Below are 25,950 nucleotides of genomic sequence, written 5' to 3'. Positions count from 1 at the left end.
TGACTATTGGCTTGTCGTCCGGTAGATTTTTTATCAGTATTGTCGAAAAGGAGCTATTCCTATTTACTTAATCGTTTACCGGCTCTGTCTGCAGAGGATTATGCGAAACACCTGCTTCATCGGTTTCGGCTTTTTCCGCTGCTGATAGAGAAGACGTTGTTGCCTCGGTAGCCATTGCACGCTGTGTCTTCGCTTCATGAACGGTCGAAAGGAAAACAGTATCTCTCACTTTCTTTATAGCCATTTGGGCGGCATTCTGCTGTGATTCTTTTTTAGAATATCCCGTGCCTGTTCCTGCCGAAACCCCTTCAATATGGATTTCGGTCTGGAAAACAGGGTTACCGTCGTGATCAATAAACTGTTCGATCAGCTCGAACGAGACTTCCATTTTGTTTTTTTGGCTCCATTCGATGAGTTTCGATTTGAAGTTCACCTCTTTGCGCGATATCTTATCTAAATCAATATAGCGGTCGATGATTTGCTCTTCTATGAACTGTTTACAGTGCTTGTATCCTCTGTCCAAATAGATAGCCCCGATGAATGCCTCGAAAGCATTCCCATACATATAGCTGTTGTGGGAAGAAGAACGCGAAGAGTATTTGATGAGCTTATCCAGCCCGATTTGAACCGCCAATTTGTTCAGCGTTTCGCGCTGTACGATTTTCGAGCGCGTATTTGTCAGGAAGCCTTCTCGCTTTCCATCGAACCGTTTGTAGACAATGTCTCCGATGATGGCATCCAGAATGGCATCGCCCAAAAACTCGAGTCGCTCGTTGTTCAGAAGCCTTCCTTTCTCGGAACGGATGCCCGATGATTTATGGAGAAGCGCCTGCTCGTAGATTCGAATATCGTGCGGATAGAAGCCGAGTATCCGATAAAAACAAAGATAAGACTTTCTGTCCTTGAGGAACAGGAGCCTTATCTTATCTATTTGGTTGCGTAACACGGTCTTAGTCTGCGTATTTCTTGAAGATGACGCATGCGTTGTGACCACCGAATCCAAAAGTATTGGACAAAGCAACGTTAACTTCGCGTTTTTGAGCTTTGTTGAACGTGAAATTAAGTTTATAGTCGATGTTTTCATCGTTGTCACCTTCTTCGTGGTTGATAGTCGGAGGAACAACACCGTCTTTGATGGCGAGTATGCTTGCTATCGCCTCTACTGCTCCGGCCGCGCCCAGCAAGTGTCCTGTCATCGACTTCGTAGAACTGATGTTCAGTTCATACGCGTGATCGCCGAACACATCCTTGATAGCTTTGGCCTCCGAAATATCTCCTACAGGGGTAGACGTACCATGTACGTTGATGTAGTCTACTTCTTTCGGGTTCATTCCGGCGTCTTCCAATGCGTTTGTCATCACAAGCTTGGCTCCCAGTCCTTCCGGATGAGAAGCTGTGAGGTGATGTGCGTCTGCCGACATTCCTACACCGGCAACTTCCGCATAAATTTTAGCGCCACGGGCTTTGGCATGTTCCAACTCTTCAAGAATCAGACATCCGCCGCCTTCGCCCATAACGAAACCGTCGCGACTTGCGCTGAACGGACGCGAGGCTTTGGCAGGATCGTCATTGCGGGTGGACAAGGCGTGCATAGCGTTGAAGCCACCTACGCCTGCCGGGAAGATGGCAGCTTCCGAACCTCCGGATACAATTACGTTCGCCTTACCCAAACGGATAAGGTTGAAAGCGTCTGCAATGGCATTGGTAGAGGTGGCGCATGCTGAAGCTACGGAGTAGTTCGGTCCGTGAAAACCATACATGATCGAAATCTGTCCTGCTGCGATATCCGAAATCATTTTTGGGATAAAGAACGGATTGAATTTCGGTCCAGCCTCTTTATGTGTATAATAGTTGCCTACTTCCTCCTCGAATGTATGTATACCGCCGATGCCGGCGCCAAAGATAACGCCGATTCTGTTTAAGTCTTCTTTCTCAATGTCAAGCCCGGAGTCTTCTACCGCTTCTTTGGCAACAGCGATGGCGTAGTGAGTGTACAAGTCCATCTTTCTGGCCTCTTTGCGGTCCATGTACTTCGTCACATCGAAATTTTTCACTTCGCATGCGAACCGGGTCTTGAACATCGACGCGTCGAAATGAGTAATAGGCCCTGCTCCACTAACCCCGTTCACGAGATTTTCCCAAAATTCGGAAATTCCATTGCCAACAGGAGTAATGGCGCCAAGGCCTGTTACTACTACTCTTTTTAATTCCATATCAATGAAATCGATGATTACTTAGCGTGTTCTTCGATGTAAGATACAGCATCACCTACAGTGCCAATCTTTTCAGCTTGGTCGTCAGGGATAGAGATACCGAATTCTTTCTCGAATTCCATGATAAGTTCTACAGTGTCAAGAGAATCTGCTCCCAAGTCATTAGTGAAGCTTGCTTCGTTGGTAACTTCTGATTCTTCTACGCCTAATTTATCAACGATAATCGCTTTTACTCTTGATGCAATTTCAGACATAACTTTAAGTTTTTAATTAATAATTAGTTTTATTTCTTTAATTTTGCCGTGCAAAGGAATGAATATTTATCGTTTTGCGCAAATTTTTGCTCAAATAAATGCTGGCTTTTGCACATTTTTTGCTTTTTTGTGCATAAAAACGTCCTATTATGAAGAAAAATATCGCGATTTTCGCTTCCGGCTCCGGAACAAATGCTGAGAATATTATCCGTTACTTTCAAAAGAGTGAATCCATTCGGGTTTCACTGGTAGTCTCTAACAAACCTGATGCGTATGTTTTAGAACGCGCTCATCGTCTGGGAGTTCCTTCGCATGTATTCTCGAAAGAGGATTGGGTAGTTGGAGATGAAGTTTTGGCTGTGTTGCAAGCTCATCAGGTTGATTTCGTGGTGCTTGCCGGTTTCCTTCTTCGAGTACCCGTTCTGTTGCTGAATGCTTTCCCCGATTGCATCATCAATATTCATCCGGCGCTTCTTCCGAAGTTTGGCGGAAAAGGGATGTACGGCGACAGAGTGCACCGGGCGGTGGTCGATGCCGGTGAAACGGAAAGCGGCATTACTATACATTATATAAATGAGCGCTATGATGAGGGGGATGTGATTTTTCAGGCTGCCTGCCCCATACTTCGGGGAGATAATGCCGAGGATGTGGCGGAGAAGGTGCATGCTCTGGAGCATCGCTATTTTCCGAAAGTGATTGAAGAGTTACTGGGTTGCAAGCAGGATGGAAGACGATGAGCACCGAGATACAACATTTTTTGCCGTTTTCTTTGCAATAGTTAAAAATAAGCAAGCCTGTACGAAGGTATACGGGAGTATGTAGAACTCCTCTCTTTCTAAAAAGATTTTTGCGTTTGCCTAAAGATGTTTCTATCTTTCTAAACGCATTTTTTTTAAGCAGAGATAATTTTGAAGTTTAGTATTAAAATGGACAAGACATGAAATTTGTAAAGCTTGTATGCCTGTTATTGGTTGTCGCTTGCAGCCATTGTACAGCAAAAGAACCGGAGTTGAAACTTCCCGATACAAAAGAACGGAAACATGACGAGGGAGCCGGGAAAGAGATAAGGCAAGACGAGAATCCGGAAAGAGAAGACGGTGGAAAGGAACCCGACGCAGGGAAGTATCCGCAGATGGAGGAAATTGTTTCATTCTTCTCGGGGAGTTTGTCGGGTCAACATACTCTTTTCGAAAAACAGAAGATTTTCGATATTTCCGAAACAGACCGCTATCGTTCTATAGTCTGGGAGGCCTGGAAAGAAGCGAACGCGCACTTCGATGAAGAGAGACTTATCGGATTGACCCCCTTGTCTGCTGCTCGCACAGGCAAATGGCATCTTCCGGCAAGTTTGGAGCCTGACGCTGCGATGCCTTATTATTGGGGAACGAAAGGCGGGAAGCCTGAAAAAGGTTATTCGCTTTACCTCTACCTGCATGGTTCGGGTGGTAAAGAATCGGAATGGGCAACAGGGTTGAGTATTTGTCAACGTTTTGCAGACGCCCCATCAGCTTATTTTATTCCTCAGATTCCCAATGAAGGAGCCTATTATCGCTGGTGGCAGAAAGCCAAACAGTATGTTTGGGAGAAACTGCTCCGTCAGGCCTTTCTTTCGGGAGAAGTGGATCCCGACCGGGTGTATTTCTTCGGAATCTCTGAAGGCGGGTACGGCAGCCAGCGGCTGGCTGCGTTTTATGCCGACTATCTGGCTGGAGCCGGACCGATGGCGGGTGGTGAGCCGTTGAAAAACGCTCCTGCCGAAAACTGCCGAAACATGGCTTTTTTATTGCGTACGGGTGATAATGACCGGATGTTCTATCGAAATACGTTGACTTCTTATGTGAAAGAAGAATTCGAACGCTTGCAGAAACAGAACCCGGAGGCTTATATCCACCGTGTCGAGTTGATTTCCGGTGCAGGACACAGCATCGATTACACGCCTACTACACCTTGGTTGAGCCGATATACGCGCAATCCATATCCCAAGCAAGTCAGTTGGGAGGATTTTGAGATGGACGGACTTCACCGGAGAGGCTTTTATAATCTGTACGTGAAAGAGCGTCCCGATGAAAATGCACGTACTTTTTATGAAATGAATATTTCGGGCAATGATATTGAACTGAAAGTGAGCGATGTCGCTTACGAGACCGTAGAACGAGATCCGAGATGGGGAATAGAGATGAAGTTCAGGAAGAACTATACGCCTGTGAAAAAAGGAAAGTTGATTCTTTATCTATGTCCGGAATTGGTCGATTTGAGCAGGAAAGTCACTGTCTCCGTCAATGGGCGGAAGGTTTATACGGGTAAAGTCCGCCCTGAATTGAAACATATCGTCAACAGTTGTGCGGCATTCTGCGATCCTCGCCGTTTGTATCCTGCCGCTGTAGAAGTAACCCTCTCTGAATGAATAGTCAGTTTTGCCGGCAGCTGATATTGTAAGCTGCCTCTTCTCTCCGCAGCGGATACTCCTCTCGCAGCTTTTCAAATACTTCCGGCTGTGCTTTCAGCCGGTTGCTGTCGTTTCGAGGATCGTATATCCGGAGCAGAGCTTCTTCATATGTTCGGGCTTCAACAGTGGGTGAAGCCGGGGGGGGAGGTGCGATGACGTATTCTTTCTTTATGGCGAAGAAGTCGCAAACGGCGTCCAACGCCATCCGGGTGGCGTTTGCTTTCCCGTCTGCCGAATATCCGGCAATGTGAGGAGTACCGAGCAGTACCTTACCTAATAGTTCTCGATCGATGGCGGGTTCGTTTTCCCATACATCAATGATGGCATCCGAAATCAGATGCTTGTCCAACGCCTTGGATAACGCGTCCGTTTCAATTACTTCACCCCGCGAGGTGTTAATCAGTAGCGGCGTTTGGCGCAATGAGTGGAAAAAAATTTCGTCTGCCAAATGAAAAGTCTTGTATGCTCCTTTTATATATAAAGGTACGTGGAAGCTGACGATATCGCATTCCTCTGCTATCTGCTCCAGTGAACAGAAGCTTCTGCTCCCTTCCGTCGCTTCTCGAGGAGGATCGTTGAGTAGCATGCGCATGCCGAAATGTTTGGCGACTTCGGCGACTTTTCGTCCCACATTCCCTACTCCCACAATGCCAATGGTCAGTCCTTTCAACTCTCTTTTTTTCATCCGGCTCCATACGATAAGCCCCGATTGTACATATTGTGCTACGGAAGCTGCGTTGCATCCCGGCGCATTTCTCCATTCTATACCCGCCTGCCGGCAAAACTCCGTATCTATATGGTCATAGCCGATGGTAGCAGTAGCGATTAGCCTCACACGGCTTCCCGCCAACAGTTCACTGTTGCAGTGTGTACGCGTGCGGATAATAAGAGCGTCGGCATCTTTCACCGTTTCGGGGGTAAAATTCCTACCCGCTAAGTAAACAGCTTCATCGGCTATCGATTCTATCGCCTCTTTTATATAAGGTATTTTATCGTCGACAATAATTTTCATATACAAATTGGATATTGACCTTACAAAGGTAAAAAATAAAAAAGTAAGAAACGGTTGTCCGTGTGGAAAATATTCCATAGCTTTGCCTTATTATATACTTAATTTGGACTAAGATTATGACATTTAGTAACCTGTGTAACGGTATTTTTTGGAAGTCGACAACCGATTACCATGTGACGGATTCGGTAGATGCTCCCATGAACAATCCTTATGAGTTGAAGTCGATCGAGTATTATCTTTACCTGAAAAACTGGATCGATGCAGTTCAATGGCATTTTGAAGACATTATCCGTGATCCTCAGATAGATCCGGCGGAAGCATTGATGCTGAAGCGGAGGATAGACAAGTCGAATCAGGACCGTACCGATCTGGTGGAGCTTATCGACAGTTATTTTCTGGATAAATATAAAGAGGTGAATCCTTTGGCGGGCGCCACTATCAATACAGAGAGCCCGGCATGGGCGGTAGATCGCCTTTCTATTCTGGCTTTGAAAATCTATCACATGCAACAAGAGGTGGAACGTACCGATACCACAGAAGAACATCGGGCTAAATGTCAGGCGAAATTGGATGTTCTGCTTGAGCAGCGCAAAGACCTTTCGTCTGCAATCGATCAGCTGTTGGCTGATATCGAAGCAGGGAAAAAATATATGAAAGTTTATAAACAGATGAAGATGTATAACGATCCGGCATTGAATCCGGTTCTTTATGCTAAAAAATAACGAATGGCGCGTATTCTTATTATTCGTTTTTCAGCGTTGGGCGATGTCGCTATGACTGTCCCTGTGCTGCATTCGCTGGCTGTGCAATATCCGGAGCATGAAATCACACTGTTGAGTCGTGCTCCGTGGCAGCCTCTTTTTGAAGGGCTGCCCGCGAACGTTCGCTTTGTCGGCGCCCATTTGGCAGACAAACATAAAGGCTTTCTCGGACTGAACAGGCTATATGCCGAGCTGCAAGCGATGCGTTTCGACTATGTGGCCGACTTCCACAATGTACTTCGTTCTCAATATCTCTCTCTGAGGTTTCGATTGGCAGGCGTGCCTGTGGCATCCATTTGCAAGGGACGTGCGGGTAAGCGTAAACTCATACGCCCCAATCGCAAGGTATTCGAAAATCAAAAAAGCTCTTTTCGTCGATATGCAGATGTGCTGGAGAAATTAGGTTTTCCGGTTTTAATGAATTTCTCTTCCATTTATGGAGAGGGGAAAGGCGATTTTTCCGAAATAGTTCCTATAACAGGCGTTAAAGGAGATGAGAAATGGATCGGCATCGCCCCTTTTGCCAAACATGCCGGAAAGATTTATCCGATAGAACTTCAGGAACAGGTGGTAGCTCATTTTGCCGCCAATCCCAAGGTAAGAGTTTTCCTTTTCGGAGGAGGAAAAAAAGAAGCGGATATTTTTGATAAGTGGGCTGCTAAATATCCTGCGGTTACCTCCATGATTGGCAAACTTAGTTTACGTACGGAACTCAACCTGATGAGTCATTTGGATGTGATGCTGTCGATGGACTCCGCCAATATGCATCTGGCTTCGCTGGTCAATACACCCGTCATATCCATCTGGGGAGCCACCCATCCTTATGCCGGCTTCATGGGTTGGAAACAGTTGCCTGTCAATACCGTACAACTCGATATGCCGTGCCGGCCCTGTTCGGTGTACGGAGAGCAGCCTTGCCGCAGAGGCGATTATGCTTGTTTGCGAGACATCAGCCCGGAACAGGTGATAGAAAAAATAGAGGGAATTATTAATTAGATGGTTGATGAATATACTAATTACTCACCGGGGAACCGACTTGGTAACCTATAAAATGCTGGGTATTTTATCCCGGAATAAGTCCTTTAAGATTTACGTTGCAGTTTCTTCTGAGAAGGAAGAATTAATGCTTGAAGGTGACTGTATCCCGTTAAAGATTCCAGGTATAAACTCTAAATTTTCATGGAAAGTAATTAAAGCGCTTCGCGGGCACATACGTAAGTATCAGATAAATCTTATTTTTTCTCCCAGTACTTCGGGGCTGTCAAATTCGCTGTTTGCTTCGTCGGGTATGCAGGTGAAGAATGTCGGCTACAGAGGTACGCAAGCTAAGGTAAAAAGATTCGACCCTACTTATTACATGGGGTTGCTGAATCCCCGGGTAGACCATATCGTGTGCGAAACGGATGATATACGAGAGTATTTGTCTCACTATATAGATCGGAAAAAGCTATCGGTCAGCACAAAGCCTTTCGATGTGGAATGGGTAGTCGGTGCTTGCCTTAATCCCAAGCAGGCGGATGGAGTTCCTGAGAATGCTTTTAAGTGTATCTATATCGGTGCTACGAAAGGTCGTCCCTTTAAAGGGCTGACTGATTTGATCAAGGCCTTCCGGATATTGGATTCCGAAGACGTTCACTTGGTGGTGATTGGAGATTATGACGATTCGGACTATCAATTGGCTCAAAAAGGAGCGTGTGCAAACCGCATCCATTTTTTGGGGAGTCGGGAAGATGCCATATCCTTTCTGCCCAAGCAAGACTTATTTATTTTACCGGCTTTGCGTGACGCTTCTCCGCGTGTGGTGCGTGAGGCTATGGCTTGCGGCGTGCCTTGCATCGTGACTGATATTCCCGGTGCGCGTGATTTGATTGTGGATAATGCTTCCGGTATTTTGGTTCCGTCCCGTTCACCGGAGAAAATAGCAGAGGCCATTCGGGGATTGATGAATGACAGGAAGAGGCTGAAGACTTTGGGTGTTGCCGCCCGTGAACGTATCATCAATGATTTCAGTGTAGATGCTTACGTTGCTTATTTTGAAAAGCTGTTTATCAAATTATCTTGATTTTTTGTTATGAAACAAATGAAATCGCGCAAAATCTTATCTTTGTTTATCGGGTGTTTGGTTTTAAAGTTTCTGCTTTTTGATTTAGATTGGTGTCTGAACACGACTTTCTCCTCTTTTTCCTTTCCTCAAACTTATCTCAGCAGACTTTTGCTGGCTTCCCTGCTGGCTGTGCCTCTTACGTTCATTCGCTCCCGTTGGTATTGTGCCATAGTTGCATCCTTGGTAGATATACTTCTGGTTGTCAATTTGATCGGCGCCGACGATTATCCGTGGAGAGGATTGGGAAGAAGTATTCTTTCGCCCGACAAGAAAGGATTCGCGATCTCTTCGCAGATGGAGATTATCGGAGACACTACGGGCGTGTCTCCTGCCGAGCTGCAACATGCGCGAGATGCTTGGCGAGTATCCGATTTGATGATTTGCTGCGATTATTTTGCGAGATAGGAGCGGCTTTCGATGATATTAGGTTATAGATTAAAAAATGTTTTTAAGATGAAGTGTGTCGTAAACTCTAAATATAAGGAGTTTGAAGAGTATGTCAGGCAACTTCCTTTTTCCTTTGATACGGAGGGGGAAGTGATTTACGATGAACGCAATGTACTGAAACGGATAAGAGTGAAGGATATGGATTGGGTGGTAAAGCGATTCAAGAAGCCCAACGTAATCAACCGCATTGTATACTCTTTCTTCCGTAAATCGAAGGCTTTACGTTCTTTCGTCTATTCGGAGGAAATTCTCCGGCGAGGGTTTGCTACTCCCGAGCCGGTTGCGGCTTTGGAAGAGTACACATTCGGCTTGCTGGGATATAGTTATTACATTTGCGCACATGAAGAGGGAGAAACCGTGCGTGCCCTGATGAAGGGCGAGGTGTCCGGAAATGAATCTGAGTTGCGGGCCTTTGCCGAGTACACCGCTTCGCTGCATCAGAAAGGAGTGATACATTTGGATTACTCGCCGGGCAATATTCTCATTTCCCGTGTGAATGGCGGATATTCGTTCTCGTTGATAGATGTGAACCGGATGAAGTTCGTAGACGGGGAGGTGGATCGTGAGACGGCGGCCTTCAACTTGCGCAGGCTTTGCATCTCCCGTGATGTTTTAGGCTATGTGGCTACCTGTTATGCTGCCTTCCGGGGATGGGCGGATGCCTCTTGGGTGAAGAAGTGCGAGGAGATGAGCGACCGTTTCTTCGCCCGATTGATGTATAAGGTTGCGTTCCGCAATCCTGCCGGCAGGGCTTCTGTCCGCACGGTTTTCCGCTTTAAGCTATACCGTTCGCTGCGCCGTATGCTTCCGTCCGGTTCTTCTGCCGCCCGACGCTTGTTTGCCAAAGAAAGCGAGCTCTACAACCGCTACTTTGCCGCGAGTGATTTGAGAGCTGTTTACAAAAGGCTCTATGCGCCGCCGGGTTCTGCGCAGTGAAACTGTCTGCCGGATTTCGACGGAGCTTACAAGGAACGCTATGCACCGGGTTCCGGCAACTATGAGTGAAGCACTTTCTTGTAAATTTCCATGAGTTGTTCGGCCTGTTTCTCTTCGGAGAAAGAGGCGGCAAACCTTTTTCCCTTTTCAATCATTTCTTTTCTCTGGGCTTCATCGGTACATAGCAGGCGCAGAGCTGCGGCCGTTTCTTCCACATTGTCGGGGTCGACGTAGATGGAGTACGGGCCTCCTGCTTCTTCCAGACAAGAGCCTGTGGCAGCCACCACAGGCACACCCGAATGAAGAGCTTCGAGAATCGGGATGCCGAATCCCTCGAAGCGCGAAGGATAGATGAACACCGTTGCCATTTGGTACACTGTCGGCAGGTCGGCGAAAGGAAGGTTGTGTATGAAACGTATGCGGCGGGCAAGCCCTTTCTCATTGGCATAACTCTTTATCTTATCGGTATACGGCGTATGCTTTCCTACGATGACCAGATGTACCTCATCGGGCAGTCCCTCCATTGCCTTTATTGCCAGCAACGCGTTTTTGCGCTCTTCTATGCTCCCCACGTTTAAAACATATTTTCGCGGAAGCGAATATCGTTGCCGCACCTCCTGCTTCTGCTGTTCGGTTGCTTCGTGTGAGAAACAAGCGTCGCACCCCTGATATACGACTTCTATTTTGCCCGGGTCTATGTCGAAAAAAGAAACGATGTCGCGTTTCGTGCATTCGCTGATGGCGATGATCCGGTCGGCATTCCGGCAGGCCTTGCGAAACTTGAATGAATAGATGGCCCTGTCTATCCGCTTGTAGAATCGCGGATAGCGGAGAAAAATCAGGTCGTGTATGGTAACGATGCTTTTTATCTTCTTGCGACGGATGTTGAGCGGGAGCTCATTGCTCAGTCCGTGGAAGAGTTCCGTATGCTCTTTCTCCATCTGCCCCGATATTCCCCATACGCGCCATAGCGAACGGGCTTTTCTCCATAGAAAACCCGTCGGGAGCTTGAGCGACAGCCCCGGATGTCTGTTCAACAACCTGTCCGTCTGCTTATTCTCTATCCGCTTGGGTGCGTATGCGATATACTCGTTGTCCGGATAAAAACGGCACAGTATATTGATGACATAGCGGCTGTAATTTCCCAATCCAGTGAAGTTCTGCACGGCTCTTTTGGCGTCGAATCCTATTCTCATGGCATGCTTATGTTATATTGCACTATTTGTTCTCGTCGGGTGACAACATGTTTTCGTATGAACACCTTGTTTTCATCCGTCGGGCAAACTTACGGAAAATCTCCGGAATAAACGAATATCTGCTCTATTTATGATGCCCGGCAGGGGCACGCAGAGTAATCGGGAAGACGGAAATGACAGATTGAACATTTGCCGCGCAGAAGCATGCTGACATTCGTGACACTTGCCAACGGCGATTTTACCGGGTTGAACATTTGCCGCGCAGAGGCATGCCGGCGTGAATGGGAAGCAAGGAGAAGGAGGGTAAGGAAGTCGAACGTCCATACTTTCCGGATGAGTGTGCACGGGGCTCCACATGGCAGGGCCTTTAGAGCGAAGTCGAACGTCCATACTTCCCGGATAAAGGAATAATGTTTCGCTTAGTTTCCCACTATTGAAACAAAAGTTTCCCACTGGGGAAACTTTATTTTCCCGCTTGGGAAACTTTTGTTTCCCCAATGGGAAACTACATCCGGTCTATATACATATTGTGTCTGACCTCAATCTGCCTGTCATCCGCAGCGCATGTTGGCTTGAGAATCGTGTCCTTCTATTGTGCCTGCCCTCAATCTGCCTGTCATCCGCAGCTAAGCAACGGAAGCTCTCGTTCGAGTATATGTTGTGCCTGCCGTCGATATGCCTGTCATCCGCAGCCTTTGCTTTTCCCGTAAAGTTCGTGCATGCCTCATTCCGGGCATCGTGATTTATCCGTTCGGGCATGCACGGCTTCTTGTTTGCTCATGTTGCAGACGGACATGCAAATATGCCCGTACAATGATTTTTTACGGCACTCCTCCGCATTGGTATTCTGTTTTTTATTACTTTTGCCGGATAATTATACAAATGCGCAATGATACTTTTGAGTTTTGATATAGAAGAGTTCGACGTGCCTCTGGAGCATGGAGTCGATCTCGCTATGGAAGAGCAGATCCGCATATCTACGGCCGGCACGGAAACCATACTCGATATTTTAAAAGCAAAGGGAGTGAAAGCGACTTTCTTCTGTACCGCCAACTTCGCCCTGAGGTCTGCCGCCGTGGTACGGCGTATTGTAGACGAAGGCCACGAACTTGCTTCGCACGGCTATTATCATTGGACTTTTCATACCGAAGACTTGCTGCGTTCCAAGCAGGCGCTCGAAGAACTTTCGAGAAGAGAGATACGCGGCTATCGCCAGGCGCGAATGATGCCCGTGCCCGAAGCGGAGGTGTTTAAGGCGGGATATGCCTATAACTCGTCGTTGAACCCCACTTTCATTCCCGGCAGATACATGCACCTTTCCGCTCCACGCACTTTCTTTATGAAAGCCGGCGTGTGGCAGATTCCGGCTTCGGTCAGTCCGTGGCTGCGTTTTCCGCTGTTCTGGCTGTCGTGCCATAATCTTCCGTTTGCTTTGTACCGTTGGTTGTGCCATCGCACACTCCGTCACGACGGTTACTTGACCACTTATTTCCATCCGTGGGAATTCTATCCGCTGAACAACCACCCCGAATTCAACTTGCCTTTCATCGTACGCAACCGCTCGGGTGAAGAAATGGCAAAGCGCCTGACGGATTGGATCGATTTTTTTAAGGGTAAAGGAGCAGTATTTGCAACTTTCTCTCATTTTGTGGATAAACATTGTCACACTACATAAAAAAGAGCATTATGATCAAGCTGGGCTTCGTGCTTCCTTGCTATAATGAGGAGGAGGTTCTTCCTTCATCCGTAGCACGCCTCACTTCTTTGCTGGACGAACTGGTCGGAAAAGGGAAATTGTCGCCGGACAGCTTCCTGTTTCTGGTCAATGATGGCAGCAGAGACGGCACATGGCAACTCATCTCCCGTTTTTTTCGTGAGAACCGTTATGTGCGGGGAATGAATTTAGCCGCCAATGCCGGGCATCAGAATGCAATTATGGCGGGAATGATGACCGTGAAAGATCGTTGTGATGCTGTCATTACTATCGATGCCGACTTGCAGGACGACCTCTCTGCCGTTGAAAAAATGATAGACCGCTACGAAGAAGGGTACGATGTGGTGTACGGCGTGAAAGTATCGAGAAAGGGAGACAACCTGATAAAACGCACTACGGCTCTGACTTTCTATAAAGTGCAGCAGGCTATGGGAGTGAAAGCCGTATATAACCACGCCGACTTTCGCCTGCTGAGTCGCAGGGCTTTGGAAGAGCTTTCCCGCTACAAAGAGCGCAACCTCTATTTGCGTGGGCTCGTACCTCTGATGGGGTATCCTTCCGCCACGGTAGACGATGTGATAAGCGAGCGCGAAGCCGGGCAGTCTAAGTACAGCATCCGGAAAATGCTTGCTTTGGCCGTCGACGGCATTACGTCGTTCTCCACCAAGCCCATCTCCCTGATATTGGGAGCCGGTTTTTTCTTTTTGTTTGTAAGCATCCTCATGACCGTCTACGTCCTGATTTCCTATTGGGAACATCTCGCCGTGCCCGGATGGACATCGCTCATGCTTTCCGTATGGTTTATCGGCAGTGTTTTGCTGCTTGCCATCGGTGTTGTCGGCGAATACATCGGGAAAATATATGTGGAGGTGAAAAACCGTCCGTCTTATACGGTAGACGAGATACTGTGGGATGAGCCGGATCCGGATGCCGAAGTTGATTCTAAAAAAAGGAAAAGTTAATTATGAAATATCTTCAACCTGTCACGCTCTTTCTGAAGAAGCCTTTCTTCAGCGACCGGCGCACTTTGCTGGGCTTATGGCTGTTGCTGCCGGTCGTTGCCGCTTTGATGAAGATAAGCAAGCACAACAATTTCCTTATTTTCAGGTATGTGTATTGGCATACGGTGGAACAGTTGCCCCTTTATGTCCCGTACCCCGACCAATACGCCGACACCAATCATTACGGACCGTTTTTCAGCCTCGTCATCGCCCTTTTTGCTTTGCTTCCCACATGGTGGGGACTGCTCTTTTGGGAAGTGGCGCTTTCGCTGTTTCTTTTTTATGCTGTCAAGTTCCTGCCTTTGCCTCACCGCAAGCACGTGTTCCTCTACTGGTTTTGTGCGCACGAATTGCTCACGGCGCTTTTCATGTCGCAATTCAATATTGCCATTGCGGCAATCATACTGATGTCATATTGCTGCATTGAAAAGGAGAAAGAAGGATGGGCGGCATTTTTCATCATGTTCGGAACGTTTGTCAAACTTTACGGCATCGTGGGGCTTGCTTTCTTCTTTTTCTCAAAGCACAAAGGCAGACTCGTTGCATGGCTGCTCGTGTGGACGGCGGTTATGTTCGTTGCTCCCATGCTGTTGAGCAGTCCCGGCTATGTGTTGGAGCAATACTCCGGATGGTGGGAAAGCCTTGCGTCGAAGAATGCCGACAATCTGTTCGCCACCCATCAGAATATCTCTCTGCTGGGCATGGTTCGTAAGATATCGGGCAGCGCTTCTTATTCCGACTTCCCGCTCATAGCCGCCGGGCTTATCTTGTTCGGCCTTCCCTATTTGCGGGTATCGCAATATAGAAATGAAGCCTTCCGTTACGCTCTTCTTTCCTCTGTTTTGCTTTTTGTCGTACTCTTCAGTACGGGGAGCGAGTCGAGTTCTTATATCATTGCTTTCGTCGGAGTTTCGCTTTGGTATGTCACGGCTCCTTGGCAACGTACCCGTTGGGATATCGCGCTGCTTGTTTTTGTGTTTGTGCTGACAAGTATGTCGCCTTCCGACCTCTTTCCCGCCTGTCTGCGCCGGGAGTGGGTGCAACCCTACGCACTCAAGGCGCTTCCTTGCGTGTTGGTCTGGATGAAGTTGACGTATGAAATGTGTGTAAGAGATTATTCTGTAAACCAAACAACGGTTGCCCATGTGGAGAAAAGGGAAAATAGCTGAATTCATGCGCTACTGTTTTGTGGGAGGCATTGCGGCGGCTATTCATTATGCGGTTTATTATATTTTGCAGTTTTACATGAATGTAAATTTGGCTTATACCATAGGTTATGCAGTGAGCTTGACGGTAAATTTCTTTTTGACCTCGTACGTCACTTTCCGTGCAGCCCCTTCGTTGAAGAGAGCGTTCGGTTTTGGCGGAAGCCATCTTCTGAACTATCTCAACCACATCTGGCTGTTCAATCTTTTTTTATATCTGGGCTTATCGAGGACCATTGCTCCCATAGCGGTGCTCGCTGTTGTGGTTCCTGTCAATTTTGTGTTCCTGCGTTGGGTGTTTAAACGTGCGAAGTAAGGGTGTGCTACGTTTTTTGTCGTAATAATTGGGGAGAAAACATTATATTCTTAACTTTGCCTGTAAATAGTATGAAAACGAAACTTCTTTTACGAATATCGGTTGCAGCAAAAAAAATATGAGTAAAGTAGAAAAAGACAAAATAGCTTTTGTTGTAGTAAGATACGGACTGAATATAAATGGAGGTGCCGAGTATCATTGCAGAATGCTGGCCGAAAGACTGGTAGACGACTACGAAGTGGAAGTGCTGACTACATGCGTGCAAGACTACAGAACCGGCGAGAACGTGATGTCTGCCGCGTCGGAATACATCAACGGAGTGTTGGTCAGGCGTTTCGAAGTGGCTCCTGTCAACTCGGTTCTGGGGAGTTTCTCACACCTTTGCGTGTCGTTCACAAAAAAACTCCGGATGTTTCTTTATGGAATTAATGTTTTGTCCACCATTAACCGCTTCTTTCCCAAGTGGAGTTGGTTCGACAAACTTGAGGAGAAAGCGCTGCAAGCCACGAAATTCTACTCTCCGCCACTCAACGAATATATACAGGCGCATAAGGACGAATATAAAGCCTTCATTGCCATTTCCATCGACTATGCTCCTTTCTATTACGCGGGAGTGTATGCGGGCGAGAAAACCATCGCCATACCCACCATGCACCGGGCAAAAACCTCTTTCCGCCTTCAGCTGAATAAAGTATTTGCCAAATTCGCTTATGTGGGGTATAACTCCGAAGAGGAACGGAAACTCGGACAGCGAGTCTTTGGCAATATCATCAAGCGGGAAGGAATTATCAGCGTAGGGATAGAAGATTTTGAACCGGCTCCATGGGAAGAAACGCGCCGGAAATACAACCTGCCGGAAGAGTATTTGTTATATGTAGGAAGGCTCGACCGCTCGAAGGTGTCGAATATTCATGCTTACTTCCTTGCCTACAAAAAGAAATATCCGCACTCGAACCTGAAGCTTGTGATGGTGGGCGCGCTGTTTCTCTCCCGTAAACCGTTTACTCATCCCGACATTATATACACGGGATTTGTGAGCGATGAGGAGAAGACTGCCATCATTCAGCACTGTATGGCTACGGTCAACCCTTCGAAATACGAGAGCCTTTCGCTTATTCTGCTGGAATCCTTGAAACAGGGGAAGATGATGCTGGTGAATGGACGCTGTGCCGTATTGAAAGACCATTGTCGCAAAAGCGGCTATGCTGCCGATTACTATATGAATAAAAGGCAATTCGTAAGCAAACTTCACCGTATCGCTTCTTCCGAAAAGCTACGTAACGAAAAAGCCTCGGCAGGTAAACGGTATGTAAAGGAGAATTACGACTGGGGTTTAATCATGTCTCGTCTGCGGAACGCCATAGAATCGATATAACACCCCCCTGAAAGAAGATATAATAAACCCCTGAAAGAACAAGAATAATGCTTTCTTTGCAAAGAAAAAAAAGAATACTCTTTTATCACATAGACTTTCCATGCGGTGGTGCGGAAAGAGTTACCTGTGATATAGCTCAATGGGTTCGAAATTTTGATTATGAAGTTTATGTAGCAGCGTGTCATAAGAAAGGAGAGGCAGAGAATATTTCTTTAATGGAATTGCCTCACGAAGACTATCACTCGAAAGAAAATGCCGACGCTATCATCGACCTGATCAGTACTCTCTCTATTGATATATTTGTGCTGCCGGGAATCCAGTGCAGGCAATTTGCTTATATAAGAAGCGCATGTACTTCTTGTAAGTTCGTGTATATATTGCATAATGTGCCTTTTTGGGAAGTTATGGGCAATAATGAACATAAAAAGCATGCGGTAAAAGACTCTTTTTGGAAAACCTTGGAATGGCATCTCCTGTACAACCCCAAAGCTACTTGGCTAAAAGTGTACGAGAAAAGGTTTATGAAAGAGTATAGGGAAACATATGATTTGGTAGATGCATATGTTGTGCTTTGCGAGGGATATAAAAACGAACTGGAGAAGAAACTTCGCCTGCCTGACTTGAACAAGATAACTGTCATTCATAACGCGGAGTATGAGGTAGAGAATATCTCTATGGACAAGAAAAAGCAGTTGCTTTTTGTGGGAAGAATGACCTATGAGCACAAGCGTGTGGATCGCTTGCTCGACATCTGGAAGATGATTTATAAGAAAGTTCCCGGCTGGGAGCTTATTTTAGTCGGTAGCGGTTCTGAAGAGAAAGCTTTGCGGCAGAAGGCAGAGAAAATGAAGCTGGAGCGAATCACCTTTACAGGTTGGAGTTTAAACCCTTCTGTCTTTTATAAGCACGCGTCTGTTTCTTGTCTTACGTCAACATTCGAAGGTTGGCCGCTTTGCCTGACTGAAGCGCAGGCTAACGGAGTAGTTCCCATCGCTTTCGACTGTTGTGCAGGAATCAGGGAGATTCTTTCTCCTTCGGGAGAAAACGGGATACTGATACCTCCTTTCCGAAAGAGAAAATATGCCGATGAACTATGTAAATTGCTGTTAGACCCTGAAAGATTGGCTTGCATGCGTGAGAATGTGATTCGCAAATCGCAAGAATACTCTGTTGAGGAGGTCGGGGGAAAGTGGTTGCAACTATTCGACCGACTAACCGGAGAATGAAAAACTTATATTTTATAAGTTGAGAGAAAGTGTGTATTCAGGCAAACCTTCTTATGGATTAACGTATGAATGAAAAAAAATCGTTAGTTTCTGTTGTCATTCCGGTGTATAATGGAGAGAAGTATCTGGAGGAGTGTATTCGGAGTGTCATCAATCAAACTTATGAAAACATAGAGGTGATAGTAGTGAACGATGGCAGCACTGACGGCAGCCTGTCCATTATATACCGGTATGCGGAGAAAGACGGCAGAATTAAATATGTGAACAAAGCGAATGAAGGGCTTGTAAAGGCTCGAAAAACAGGGCTTTCTTTAGCTGTTGGGAAATATATACAACATCTTGATAGCGATGACATGCTCTGTCCTGATGCTATTGAAACTTTATTGATGAAAGCAGAGCAAACCGGAGCGGATGTTGTCTCTTTTCCTTTTGTTTTTCGTGATGGTGAAGAGAATGAATTTGCTGAATTCTTCGATCCGGACGAAGCCCCGGGAGTTGAGTTTATCAGGAGGTATTTAAATTTTAAAGGTTATTGGATGGTTTGGTCGAAGTTTCATTTGCGTTCTTTGTATTCAAATCCGATAGAAACAATCGATATATCTTTTGGAGAAGATCTTGTGCTAACCACACAGCTTTTGTATTACTCCGAGAAAGTGGTGTCTGTGGATATCCCATTATTATATTACAGGGTACTTCCTGCTTCAATGTCCCATTCTATGAGTGAGAGAAACTATCGGGATATGAATGCTTACTTGCGATGGATACTCGGCTTTATGGAAAGAGTCGGATGGAAAGAAGAGCTTAAAAAAGATTTGGGCTATTTTCACTTAAAGACTATTTTCCGGAGGCGACAATGGGGGAAAGTGTGGGATGTGTATAGAGATTTGAAATATGTAGTGGAGTATCTCCGGCTTTTCCCCGAATTTAGAGATAGTCTGTCCGGAAGAGAACGAAAGATTGTCAACTTATATGAGAAGTGCAGTTGTTTGGCTTATTTCAAAATGTGGTATTATAAAAGAAAAGGAAAAGTTTAAAGACTTCTTTGTTTCTTACTAATAACCGGCTTAATACTCAGTGGGGTATTGTTGCTGCTCTAAGTACAAAATATATGCAAATACGTTATCTGCATAATACGATATGGTTCGCTATGAAAAAACAATTATATCTTTTCTTCATGATTTTATTGCTTTGCTCCGGACTTAAAGCGGGTAATCCGGAGAAAGCCCGGGTGTGGATGGAACAGGCTCAGAAATCACTGTTTACGAATCCGAAACAAGCTTCATACTATGCTACTCAGGCAATCGAATTGTTTCCCAAGAATAGTTCGGACAAGCTGCGGGTGGAGGCTATGATTATGTATAGTCAGGCAGAACAGTTGCTGGGTAACTTTGATTTAAGTATCAAGAATCTGTACGATGCCCAAACGTTTGTCAGCCCCGCAGACAAACGGCTGAATGCTCGCTTATGCGCTTTGATGGGGCGTGTTTACAGTAAATTGGGCGACCATAACAAGGCTATCGAACTGAATGACAAAGCAACTTCCATCTATAAGTCGTTAGCAGATTCGCTCGCTATCGCTCAATGTTACAATGAAAGAGGGGTAACACACTACCTGCTTAATGAATTTCAGGTGGCCGAACGGTTCTTCCGTCAGGCTTTGCTGATTAATCGCACACAGCGGAACCTGAAAGGGGTGGCTGCCAACCTGAACAACCTTTGTCTCTACGAGGGAGATACGCAGGAAAAGTTGGCGCTTATCCGTGAGGCTATTGTCATCAACAAACACTTGGAGTCGCAATGGTCGTTGGGAGAGAATTATAACAACATGGGCAAGCAACATTTCTTTGCCAAGCAATACCCGCAGGCGTTGGACGCATTGAAACAGGCATATAGGTATGCTACCGGAATAGGAGCCCGAGAACTGATTTGCGATAATTACGAATATTCCTCGTGGGTATATGTCTCCATCGGAGATTATGAGCGGGCGTACCAATGTCTCGAAAAGATGAGCATGCTGAGCAAGGAGTTGCAAAGCAACAATAAACTGCGTAATATCGAACAGGAAATATCGTATAAGAAATATCAGGATCAGAAGCATGCCACAGAGATGAAAGAGAGAGGATATGAAATCGAATTGCTGAAGCGTAACGTCTGGTTGCTCGGCAGTGTGCTTGTACTCGGTGTGATAGCGGGCGTTTTCCTATATAAATGGTATAAGCGGAGAAAGGACTTGCAACTGGTGGAAGCGCGTTACCGATTGGAACAGTCGGAACATGAACTCTCCGTGTTGAAAGTGCATCAACAGGAACTGAAACTGCAGAATGTGCAAAATGCGTTAGACAGCAGCCGGCAGGAACTTACCAGCTTTGCCGTATTCTTGCAAAGCCGGAATGAGTTGCTGAATAAAATACGTGAAATGATCAAAGAAGGATACAAGATGGATGAACAGAGCCTTGTGCCTCATTTAAAGAAAATCAATGCTTTTATTTGTCAATACCAGAGCGGGGACAAAACCAATACGGCCTTGCTGCTGAACATAGATGAGAAAAGCAAAGAGTTTGCCGACCGGCTCATGAAGCGCCATCCCGATCTGACGCAAGGCGAAAAGTATCTGGCTACTTTATTAAGAGTAAATTTATCGACCAAAGAGATTGCCATGATTACGGGGAGCAACCCTAAAAGCGTTAATATGAATCGTTATCGTCTTCGCAAATCGCTCGGATTGTCTACCGAAGAAGATTTGACTGCATATCTTCAGGGAGTTTAACTGCTATCTCTCTTAATATCCTTTTGTAGATATGATTTTAATTTTAATCTGTTGATTTAAAGTATATTCTCTTTTGTTTTGTAGACTATAAAAAAGCCTTTTTCTTCTTTTTGTAGATTCTGTATAGATGCTTTTCTTGACAGGAGTTCATGAAATTCTTCCTTATTTGCAGTGTGAAAAACATTTTTGTATCAACCTTAAAATAAACACACATGGGTAGAATTGCTAAGAATTGCCACTTCAAACGAGTATGGAAGCTTGCCTTACTCTTTGCGTTTCTGATTCCGCTAAGCTCTTTAGCGCAGAATATCCAACTGACAGGAACAGTGACCGATGTAAAAGGCGAAGGCATCATAGGGGCCAGCGTACTTGAAAAAGGAACAACGAACGGGGTGATTACCGATATGAACGGTAACTTCACGCTTAATGTCGCCCGGAATGCGAGAATCATAATCTCTTACGTGGGTTATGTTGCTCAGGAGTTAGCTCTTAATGGGCAGCGAAGTATTAAGGTCGTACTGAAAGAGGACAACGAAATGCTCGATGAAATCGTTGTAATCGGCTATGGTACGATGAAGAAAAGCGACATGACAGGCGCTATTTCATCGGTAGACGTAGAAGAACTTGCCAAACGTGCTACAACTAATCCGGCGGAAGCCCTGCAAGGGAAAATTGCAGGTGTCAATATCATGAAGTCGGGTGGTAACGCAGGCGCCGGGGTCCGTGTTAAAATACGCGGAGTGAAGACGTTCGGCGATAACGAACCTCTGTATATTATCGACGGATTCCCGGGCAGTATTGAAAATGTGAACCCTCAGGATATTCAGGCAATGGAGGTCTTGAAGGATGGAGCCGCAGCTGCCATTTACGGTTCGGTAGCGGCGAATGGCGTAATTATCGTGACAACCAAGAATGGCAAGAAAGGCGAAACCAAGTTCGATTTCAGCTCGTATGTAAGCATGACCAAGGTTGCCAAAACACTCGATTTGCTGAATGCGGATGAATATAAGGAGGTGCACAAGCAGATGTACGAGAATTGGAACTCGCATGTGGAATTGCATAAAGCTCAATACGACCCCGAAGGTAAGGGAGCTTGGAAAAACCAATTGGTGAACATGAAGCCTTATATAACAAATAATACGGGTGTCGATACCGACTGGCAGGATGCGATGTTGCGTACGGGAGTTTCTCAGAATTATATGTTTAGTGTAAGAGGCGGAGCCGAAAACATACAGTATTCCGTTTCTTACAATCGGGCGAACGATAAGGGTATTTTCCTCGGCAACAACTTCCGTCAAGACAATGCCCGTCTGAAAGCCCACATCAAAAAGAGCATCTTTGACATAGATGCCAATATGGCTTTTAAGTATACCGACAGCAAGCAGCCGGAATATCAGCTGAAAGAGATGTACATGATCTCTCCGCTGGTTCCTATTTACAATGAAGAAGAAAAATATGGTTTCGGTCTGACTAATTTTGACGAATTGCCTAATAATCGTAACGTGATGGCGGATCATCACTACGAGAGATCTACCGATAAGCGCTATCATACGGGTGCTAATATTGCTCTGACTACCAATTTCACTCCGTGGCTCAACTTTAAAACCAGCTATTCTTATCGAGGCGAGCACGGTCGGCAGACTTATCATACGCCTCCGTATATAGCCGATGAGAAATCGAAAAGAGATTACACGTATCATAGTGAAACAAGCTCTTATTGGGAAGAGCATGTATGGGAAAACTTGCTCAGCTTCAATAAGGAATTCGGTAAACATTCAATCAATGCAATTGCCGGAACATCGACGATGGCGCGCAGGTATACCTGGAACTCGGTAGGTGTTGAAGGGAAAACGATTACTTATAAAGTAGAAGACGGAAAGCTTGTAGTGGGTGAGGAACCGGGCGGATTCCTTGATCCGGGTTTTTCCACTATCGGTGCGGGAGCCGGTGGTACTTACAATGGAGACGGAAGTAAATGGGATTACAGACGGGCTTCTTTCTTCGGTCGTTTGAATTATAATTATGATAACCGTTATTTATTCCAAGCCACAGTGCGTTATGACGGATCTTCCAAGTTTGGTGCGGACAGCCGTTGGGGATGTTTCCCGTCCATTGCCTTGGGGTGGAGAATCAGTGAAGAAGAATTCTTCCCCAAAGATATGGCGCTAAATAACCTGAAGCTGCGGATGAGCTGGGGACGTCTGGGTAACGAGAATGCCTTGGGGTTGTATGATTTCCTTGCTTTGATCTCTACCTATAATAATAAGTATCAGGGATATGTGAGAGGAAATGGAGATAATGCCTGGTCGGGAAGTATTGCGCGCGGACTTGAGAACCGTTCGTTGAAATGGGAAACAACGGATACTAAAAACATTGGTATCGACTTCGGTTTCTTCGACAATAAACTGACCGGTGCGCTCAACTATTACTATAATCAGACGGAAGACCTTTTGATTACAAAGGCGCTGCCTCCTTCAGCCGGTCTTGCCAATCCTATTCTGAATGTAGGTAAGATACGCAATAAAGGTATCGAGTTTGAACTGAACTGGGCGGAGAATAAAGGAGATTTCGATTATAGCATCGGGTTTAACTTCGCTACGACTCACAATAAGGTGGTTGAGTTGGCGGATGCGGAACAAGTGCTTTACGGAGAGGGGTTGAAGTACGGAACCGAACACTTCCCTACTCAGACACGTGTAGGCAAACCTATCGGAGCTTTCTATCTGTATAAAACTGCCGGTATCTTCCGGTCTAACGAGGAAGCGCGCCAATATGTGAATAGCGATAATGAGGAGTATCAACCATTTGCCGATGCCGGAGATATTCGCTTTGTAGACGTGAACGGCGACGGTACGATAGACGATGACGATAAAGTATATGCCGGTTCGGGCATTCCTAAGGTGGAAGCAAACTTGAATCTTTCTGTCGGCTATAAAGGTGTGGACTTCTCGTTAGTGCTGGGAAGCGCTTGGGGGCATAAAATCTACAACGGGAACAAATATTTCTACGAAGGAATGAACTCCGGTTCCAACTTCTTGAAATCTGCTTTGACGGCGTGGACACCGCTTAACTCAGGAACGAGCGTTCCCCGTGCTATTTATAATGATCCAAACGGGAATATGAAGGAATCAGACCGCTTCCTGGAGAAAGGCGACTTTATCCGTCTTCGTCAGCTTCAGTTGGGTTATACGCTGCCGAAATCGTTGATGCAGAAAGTTTCTGTAGAAAAGCTGCGTTTCTATGTGAGCGGTGAGAATCTCTTTACGATTACCGGATACGATGGTATTGATCCCGAGTTTTCCCGCGGCAGTGTGTTGAATGCCGGTATCGATAAGCTCATCTATCCGTTTACACGCTCATTTACAGTGGGAGCCCAACTTACATTCTAATCAATTAATACTATAAAGAATATGAAAAAACTAACATATATAGCCGGTATTTGTCTTGCATCGCTTTTTATAAGTTCATGCGATGACTTTCTGACTGTGGATTCGCCCGACCAATTGACTTCCGGCAACTTCTGGCGTAATGAGAGTGACACGCAAGCCGGCATTTCCGCTGCGTATTCTCAATTGGAATATTATATTGATACGTGGGAGTTTGCCGAAGTGAAATGGCCGGTGGAAGCCTATCGTGAGGATATTATCAATATGGGAAATGACGCCCGCAACTATCCCAACTGGCTCGAACTGTATAACTTTACTTATACAAACGGTAACTCGCAGTTCAATAACTATTGGTGGAACAATTATAAGGGGATCAGCTTTGCCAATCAGGTGATAGAAAAGGTGGCTCAGATTCCTGCCGAGAAAATAAATGAGGCTGTACGCACGCAAATAATTAATGAAGGACACTTTCTGCGCGCTTATTATCATTTGAAGTTGTTGCTCAACTGGAAAGAAATCATTATACGCGACAAGTATATCACCGGCCAGGCTGAGATGAGTAAGCCTCTATCATCCCGTCCCGATGCTTGGGAATTTATTATTGAAGACTTGAAGAAAGCGGCAGCTTTGCCGGCAACTTATGATACTGACAATACGGGAAGAGCTACATGCGGAGCAGCCTATGCTTATTTGGGTTTTGCTTATTTGACCCGCGCTTATGAAGAACCGGAGAAAAAAGAGGCTTTTCTGAAAGAAGCTCTTGAAGCATTAAATAAGGTAACGGGCTATGAATTGGTGAAGAAGTTCTCGAGCATGTTCGATGCCAGTAATAAGAATAGCAAGGAGTCTGTTTTTGAATTGCAGACCTCTATGAGCACTGCTAACGGAGCCAATTACCGCACTCAGTTTCATCGTTGGATAGGAGTGTCGGAATTGAAGGGATGGGACGAGATTCTTCCCAGCAACATACTGGTGGATGCTTTTATGAAAGAAGGAAAAATCGCTGCTACCGGACGTTATGACTCGCGTTTGTATGAAACGCTGTTCTTCAAATGCGATTATTATAACGATGGTAACGGCCGGGTTTATGGAAAGAACTATGACGACTGGTTTGCTACCGCACGTCCTGCTTTCCGCAAATTCATGCCTGCCGACCTCGAAGGGCTGTCTAACAACTACTGCGCTATCAACATTCCTTTGATGCGTTATGCCAATGTGTTGCTGATGAAAGCGGAAGTGCTGAACGAACAGGGACATCCGGAGCAAGCCATTCCTTTGATCAATCAGGTTAGGAGCGTGCATGGAGATATGCCTGCCATGAAAGGGAAGACACAGAATGAAGTACGTGCCCAGATAGAACACGAACGTATGATTGAGTTTCCGTTGGAAAACTGGCGTTGGTACGATTTGCGCCGTTGGGGTAAACTGGCTTCTACCTTGGCTGCTGCCGGACGTGCCGGCTTTACTGAAGAAAAGAATGCTTTCTATCCTGTTCCGCTGACAGAAATAAATGCCAATAACCAAATTCAGAAATAAACTTCTCACACCCCGACAAACAACGGGGCTCTGAGTCTGTCGATCTCAGGTCCCG

The 25,950-nt window shown here is 45.9% G+C and carries 22 protein-coding genes; 17 read left to right on the top strand and 5 right to left on the bottom strand.

Annotation, left to right across the window (positions count from 1 at the left end; all coding sequences use genetic code 11):
* Positions 1-67 precede the first annotated feature (67 nt).
* From rnc to GGR07_RS01610, 3 genes are read right to left on the bottom strand one after another with little or no spacing between them, the layout of a single operon-like run.
* Positions 68-946 (bottom strand): ribonuclease III, encoded by an 879-nt coding sequence (rnc, locus tag GGR07_RS01620; protein ID WP_021646784.1) that lies wholly within the window; start codon positions 944-946, stop codon positions 68-70.
* A 4-nt stretch (positions 947-950) separates the two neighbouring features.
* Complete coding sequence (fabF, locus tag GGR07_RS01615) at positions 951-2,213, bottom strand: beta-ketoacyl-ACP synthase II (RefSeq protein ID WP_021646785.1); 1,263 nt, start codon at positions 2,211-2,213, stop codon at positions 951-953.
* A 17-nt stretch (positions 2,214-2,230) separates the two neighbouring features.
* Positions 2,231-2,467 carry an acyl carrier protein gene (locus tag GGR07_RS01610; RefSeq protein ID WP_004291965.1) on the bottom strand — a complete coding sequence of 79 codons (237 nt, stop codon included), beginning with the start codon at positions 2,465-2,467 and terminating at the stop codon, positions 2,231-2,233.
* A 149-nt stretch (positions 2,468-2,616) separates the two neighbouring features.
* Here GGR07_RS01610 and purN point away from each other — a divergent pair, with 149 nt between their 5' ends.
* Both purN and GGR07_RS01600 read left to right on the top strand, forming a co-directional pair.
* Positions 2,617-3,204 (top strand): phosphoribosylglycinamide formyltransferase, encoded by a 588-nt coding sequence (purN, locus tag GGR07_RS01605; RefSeq protein WP_021646786.1) that lies wholly within the window; start codon positions 2,617-2,619, stop codon positions 3,202-3,204.
* Between the two features lie 200 nt (positions 3,205-3,404).
* Positions 3,405-4,871 carry a carboxylesterase family protein gene (locus tag GGR07_RS01600; protein WP_051990527.1) on the top strand — a complete coding sequence of 489 codons (1,467 nt, stop codon included), beginning with the start codon at positions 3,405-3,407 and terminating at the stop codon, positions 4,869-4,871.
* Between the two features lie 4 nt (positions 4,872-4,875).
* On the opposite strand, the gene pdxB is transcribed toward GGR07_RS01600, so the two are convergent.
* Positions 4,876-5,925, bottom strand: a complete 1,050-nt coding sequence (gene pdxB, locus GGR07_RS01595; RefSeq protein ID WP_122056398.1) for a 4-phosphoerythronate dehydrogenase PdxB — start codon at positions 5,923-5,925, stop codon at positions 4,876-4,878.
* A gap of 116 nt (positions 5,926-6,041) precedes the next feature.
* On the opposite strand from pdxB, the gene GGR07_RS01590 reads away from it, so the two are divergent.
* From GGR07_RS01590 to GGR07_RS01570, 5 genes are read left to right on the top strand one after another with little or no spacing between them, the layout of a single operon-like run.
* A complete protein-coding gene (locus tag GGR07_RS01590) occupies positions 6,042-6,647 on the top strand; it encodes a DUF4254 domain-containing protein (protein ID WP_027324091.1) in 606 nt (201 codons plus the stop codon).
* A 3-nt stretch (positions 6,648-6,650) separates the two neighbouring features.
* Entirely contained in the window at positions 6,651-7,682 is a 1,032-nt protein-coding gene (locus GGR07_RS01585; protein WP_122056397.1) for a glycosyltransferase family 9 protein, read from the top strand.
* 7 nt (positions 7,683-7,689) lie between these two features.
* Complete coding sequence (locus GGR07_RS01580; RefSeq protein ID WP_034542246.1) at positions 7,690-8,748, top strand: glycosyltransferase; 1,059 nt, start codon at positions 7,690-7,692, stop codon at positions 8,746-8,748.
* A 9-nt stretch (positions 8,749-8,757) separates the two neighbouring features.
* Entirely contained in the window at positions 8,758-9,195 is a 438-nt protein-coding gene (locus tag GGR07_RS13845) for a hypothetical protein (protein WP_034542247.1), read from the top strand.
* A 48-nt stretch (positions 9,196-9,243) separates the two neighbouring features.
* Entirely contained in the window at positions 9,244-10,173 is a 930-nt protein-coding gene (locus tag GGR07_RS01570; RefSeq protein ID WP_256680532.1) for a serine/threonine-protein kinase, read from the top strand.
* Positions 10,174-10,232: 59 nt separating this feature from the next.
* On the opposite strand, the gene GGR07_RS01565 is transcribed toward GGR07_RS01570, so the two are convergent.
* Positions 10,233-11,369 (bottom strand): glycosyltransferase family 4 protein, encoded by a 1,137-nt coding sequence (locus tag GGR07_RS01565; RefSeq protein ID WP_034542248.1) that lies wholly within the window; start codon positions 11,367-11,369, stop codon positions 10,233-10,235.
* A gap of 889 nt (positions 11,370-12,258) precedes the next feature.
* Between GGR07_RS01565 and GGR07_RS01560 the strand changes: the two genes are divergently transcribed.
* The 10 genes from GGR07_RS01560 (at position 12,259) to GGR07_RS01515 (ending at position 25,895) form a co-directional block, all read left to right on the top strand.
* The gene (locus tag GGR07_RS01560) at positions 12,259-13,044 is read left to right on the top strand and encodes a polysaccharide deacetylase family protein (RefSeq protein ID WP_021646797.1); all 786 of its coding nucleotides are present in this window, start codon (positions 12,259-12,261) and stop codon (positions 13,042-13,044) included.
* An 11-nt stretch (positions 13,045-13,055) separates the two neighbouring features.
* On the top strand, positions 13,056-14,045 hold the full coding sequence (locus GGR07_RS01555; RefSeq protein ID WP_021646798.1) for a glycosyltransferase family 2 protein: 990 nt from the start codon (positions 13,056-13,058) through the stop codon (positions 14,043-14,045).
* A gap of 2 nt (positions 14,046-14,047) precedes the next feature.
* Entirely contained in the window at positions 14,048-15,253 is a 1,206-nt protein-coding gene (locus GGR07_RS01550) for a glycosyltransferase family 87 protein (protein ID WP_021646799.1), read from the top strand.
* A 4-nt stretch (positions 15,254-15,257) separates the two neighbouring features.
* On the top strand, positions 15,258-15,605 hold the full coding sequence (locus tag GGR07_RS01545; protein ID WP_021646800.1) for a GtrA family protein: 348 nt from the start codon (positions 15,258-15,260) through the stop codon (positions 15,603-15,605).
* A gap of 118 nt (positions 15,606-15,723) precedes the next feature.
* Entirely contained in the window at positions 15,724-16,980 is a 1,257-nt protein-coding gene (locus GGR07_RS01540) for a glycosyltransferase (RefSeq protein WP_021646802.1), read from the top strand.
* A gap of 47 nt (positions 16,981-17,027) precedes the next feature.
* A complete protein-coding gene (locus GGR07_RS01535; RefSeq protein WP_021646803.1) occupies positions 17,028-18,206 on the top strand; it encodes a glycosyltransferase in 1,179 nt (392 codons plus the stop codon).
* 65 nt (positions 18,207-18,271) lie between these two features.
* Positions 18,272-19,240, top strand: coding sequence for a glycosyltransferase family 2 protein (locus GGR07_RS01530; RefSeq protein WP_021646804.1), 969 nt, complete (start codon positions 18,272-18,274; stop codon positions 19,238-19,240).
* 113 nt (positions 19,241-19,353) lie between these two features.
* The gene (locus GGR07_RS01525; RefSeq protein WP_034542322.1) at positions 19,354-20,973 is read left to right on the top strand and encodes a tetratricopeptide repeat protein; all 1,620 of its coding nucleotides are present in this window, start codon (positions 19,354-19,356) and stop codon (positions 20,971-20,973) included.
* A 212-nt stretch (positions 20,974-21,185) separates the two neighbouring features.
* Complete coding sequence (locus GGR07_RS01520; protein WP_221213933.1) at positions 21,186-24,362, top strand: SusC/RagA family TonB-linked outer membrane protein; 3,177 nt, start codon at positions 21,186-21,188, stop codon at positions 24,360-24,362.
* 21 nt (positions 24,363-24,383) lie between these two features.
* Entirely contained in the window at positions 24,384-25,895 is a 1,512-nt protein-coding gene (locus GGR07_RS01515) for a RagB/SusD family nutrient uptake outer membrane protein (protein ID WP_034542249.1), read from the top strand.
* Positions 25,896-25,950: the final 55 nt, after the last annotated feature.

It is taken from the genome of Bacteroides pyogenes, assembly GCF_014196225.1.
Taxonomy (GTDB): domain Bacteria; phylum Bacteroidota; class Bacteroidia; order Bacteroidales; family Bacteroidaceae; genus Bacteroides; species Bacteroides pyogenes_A.
The sequence above is the reverse complement of the archived record's forward strand: the minus strand, read 5'-3'. Positions and strand labels throughout refer to the sequence as shown.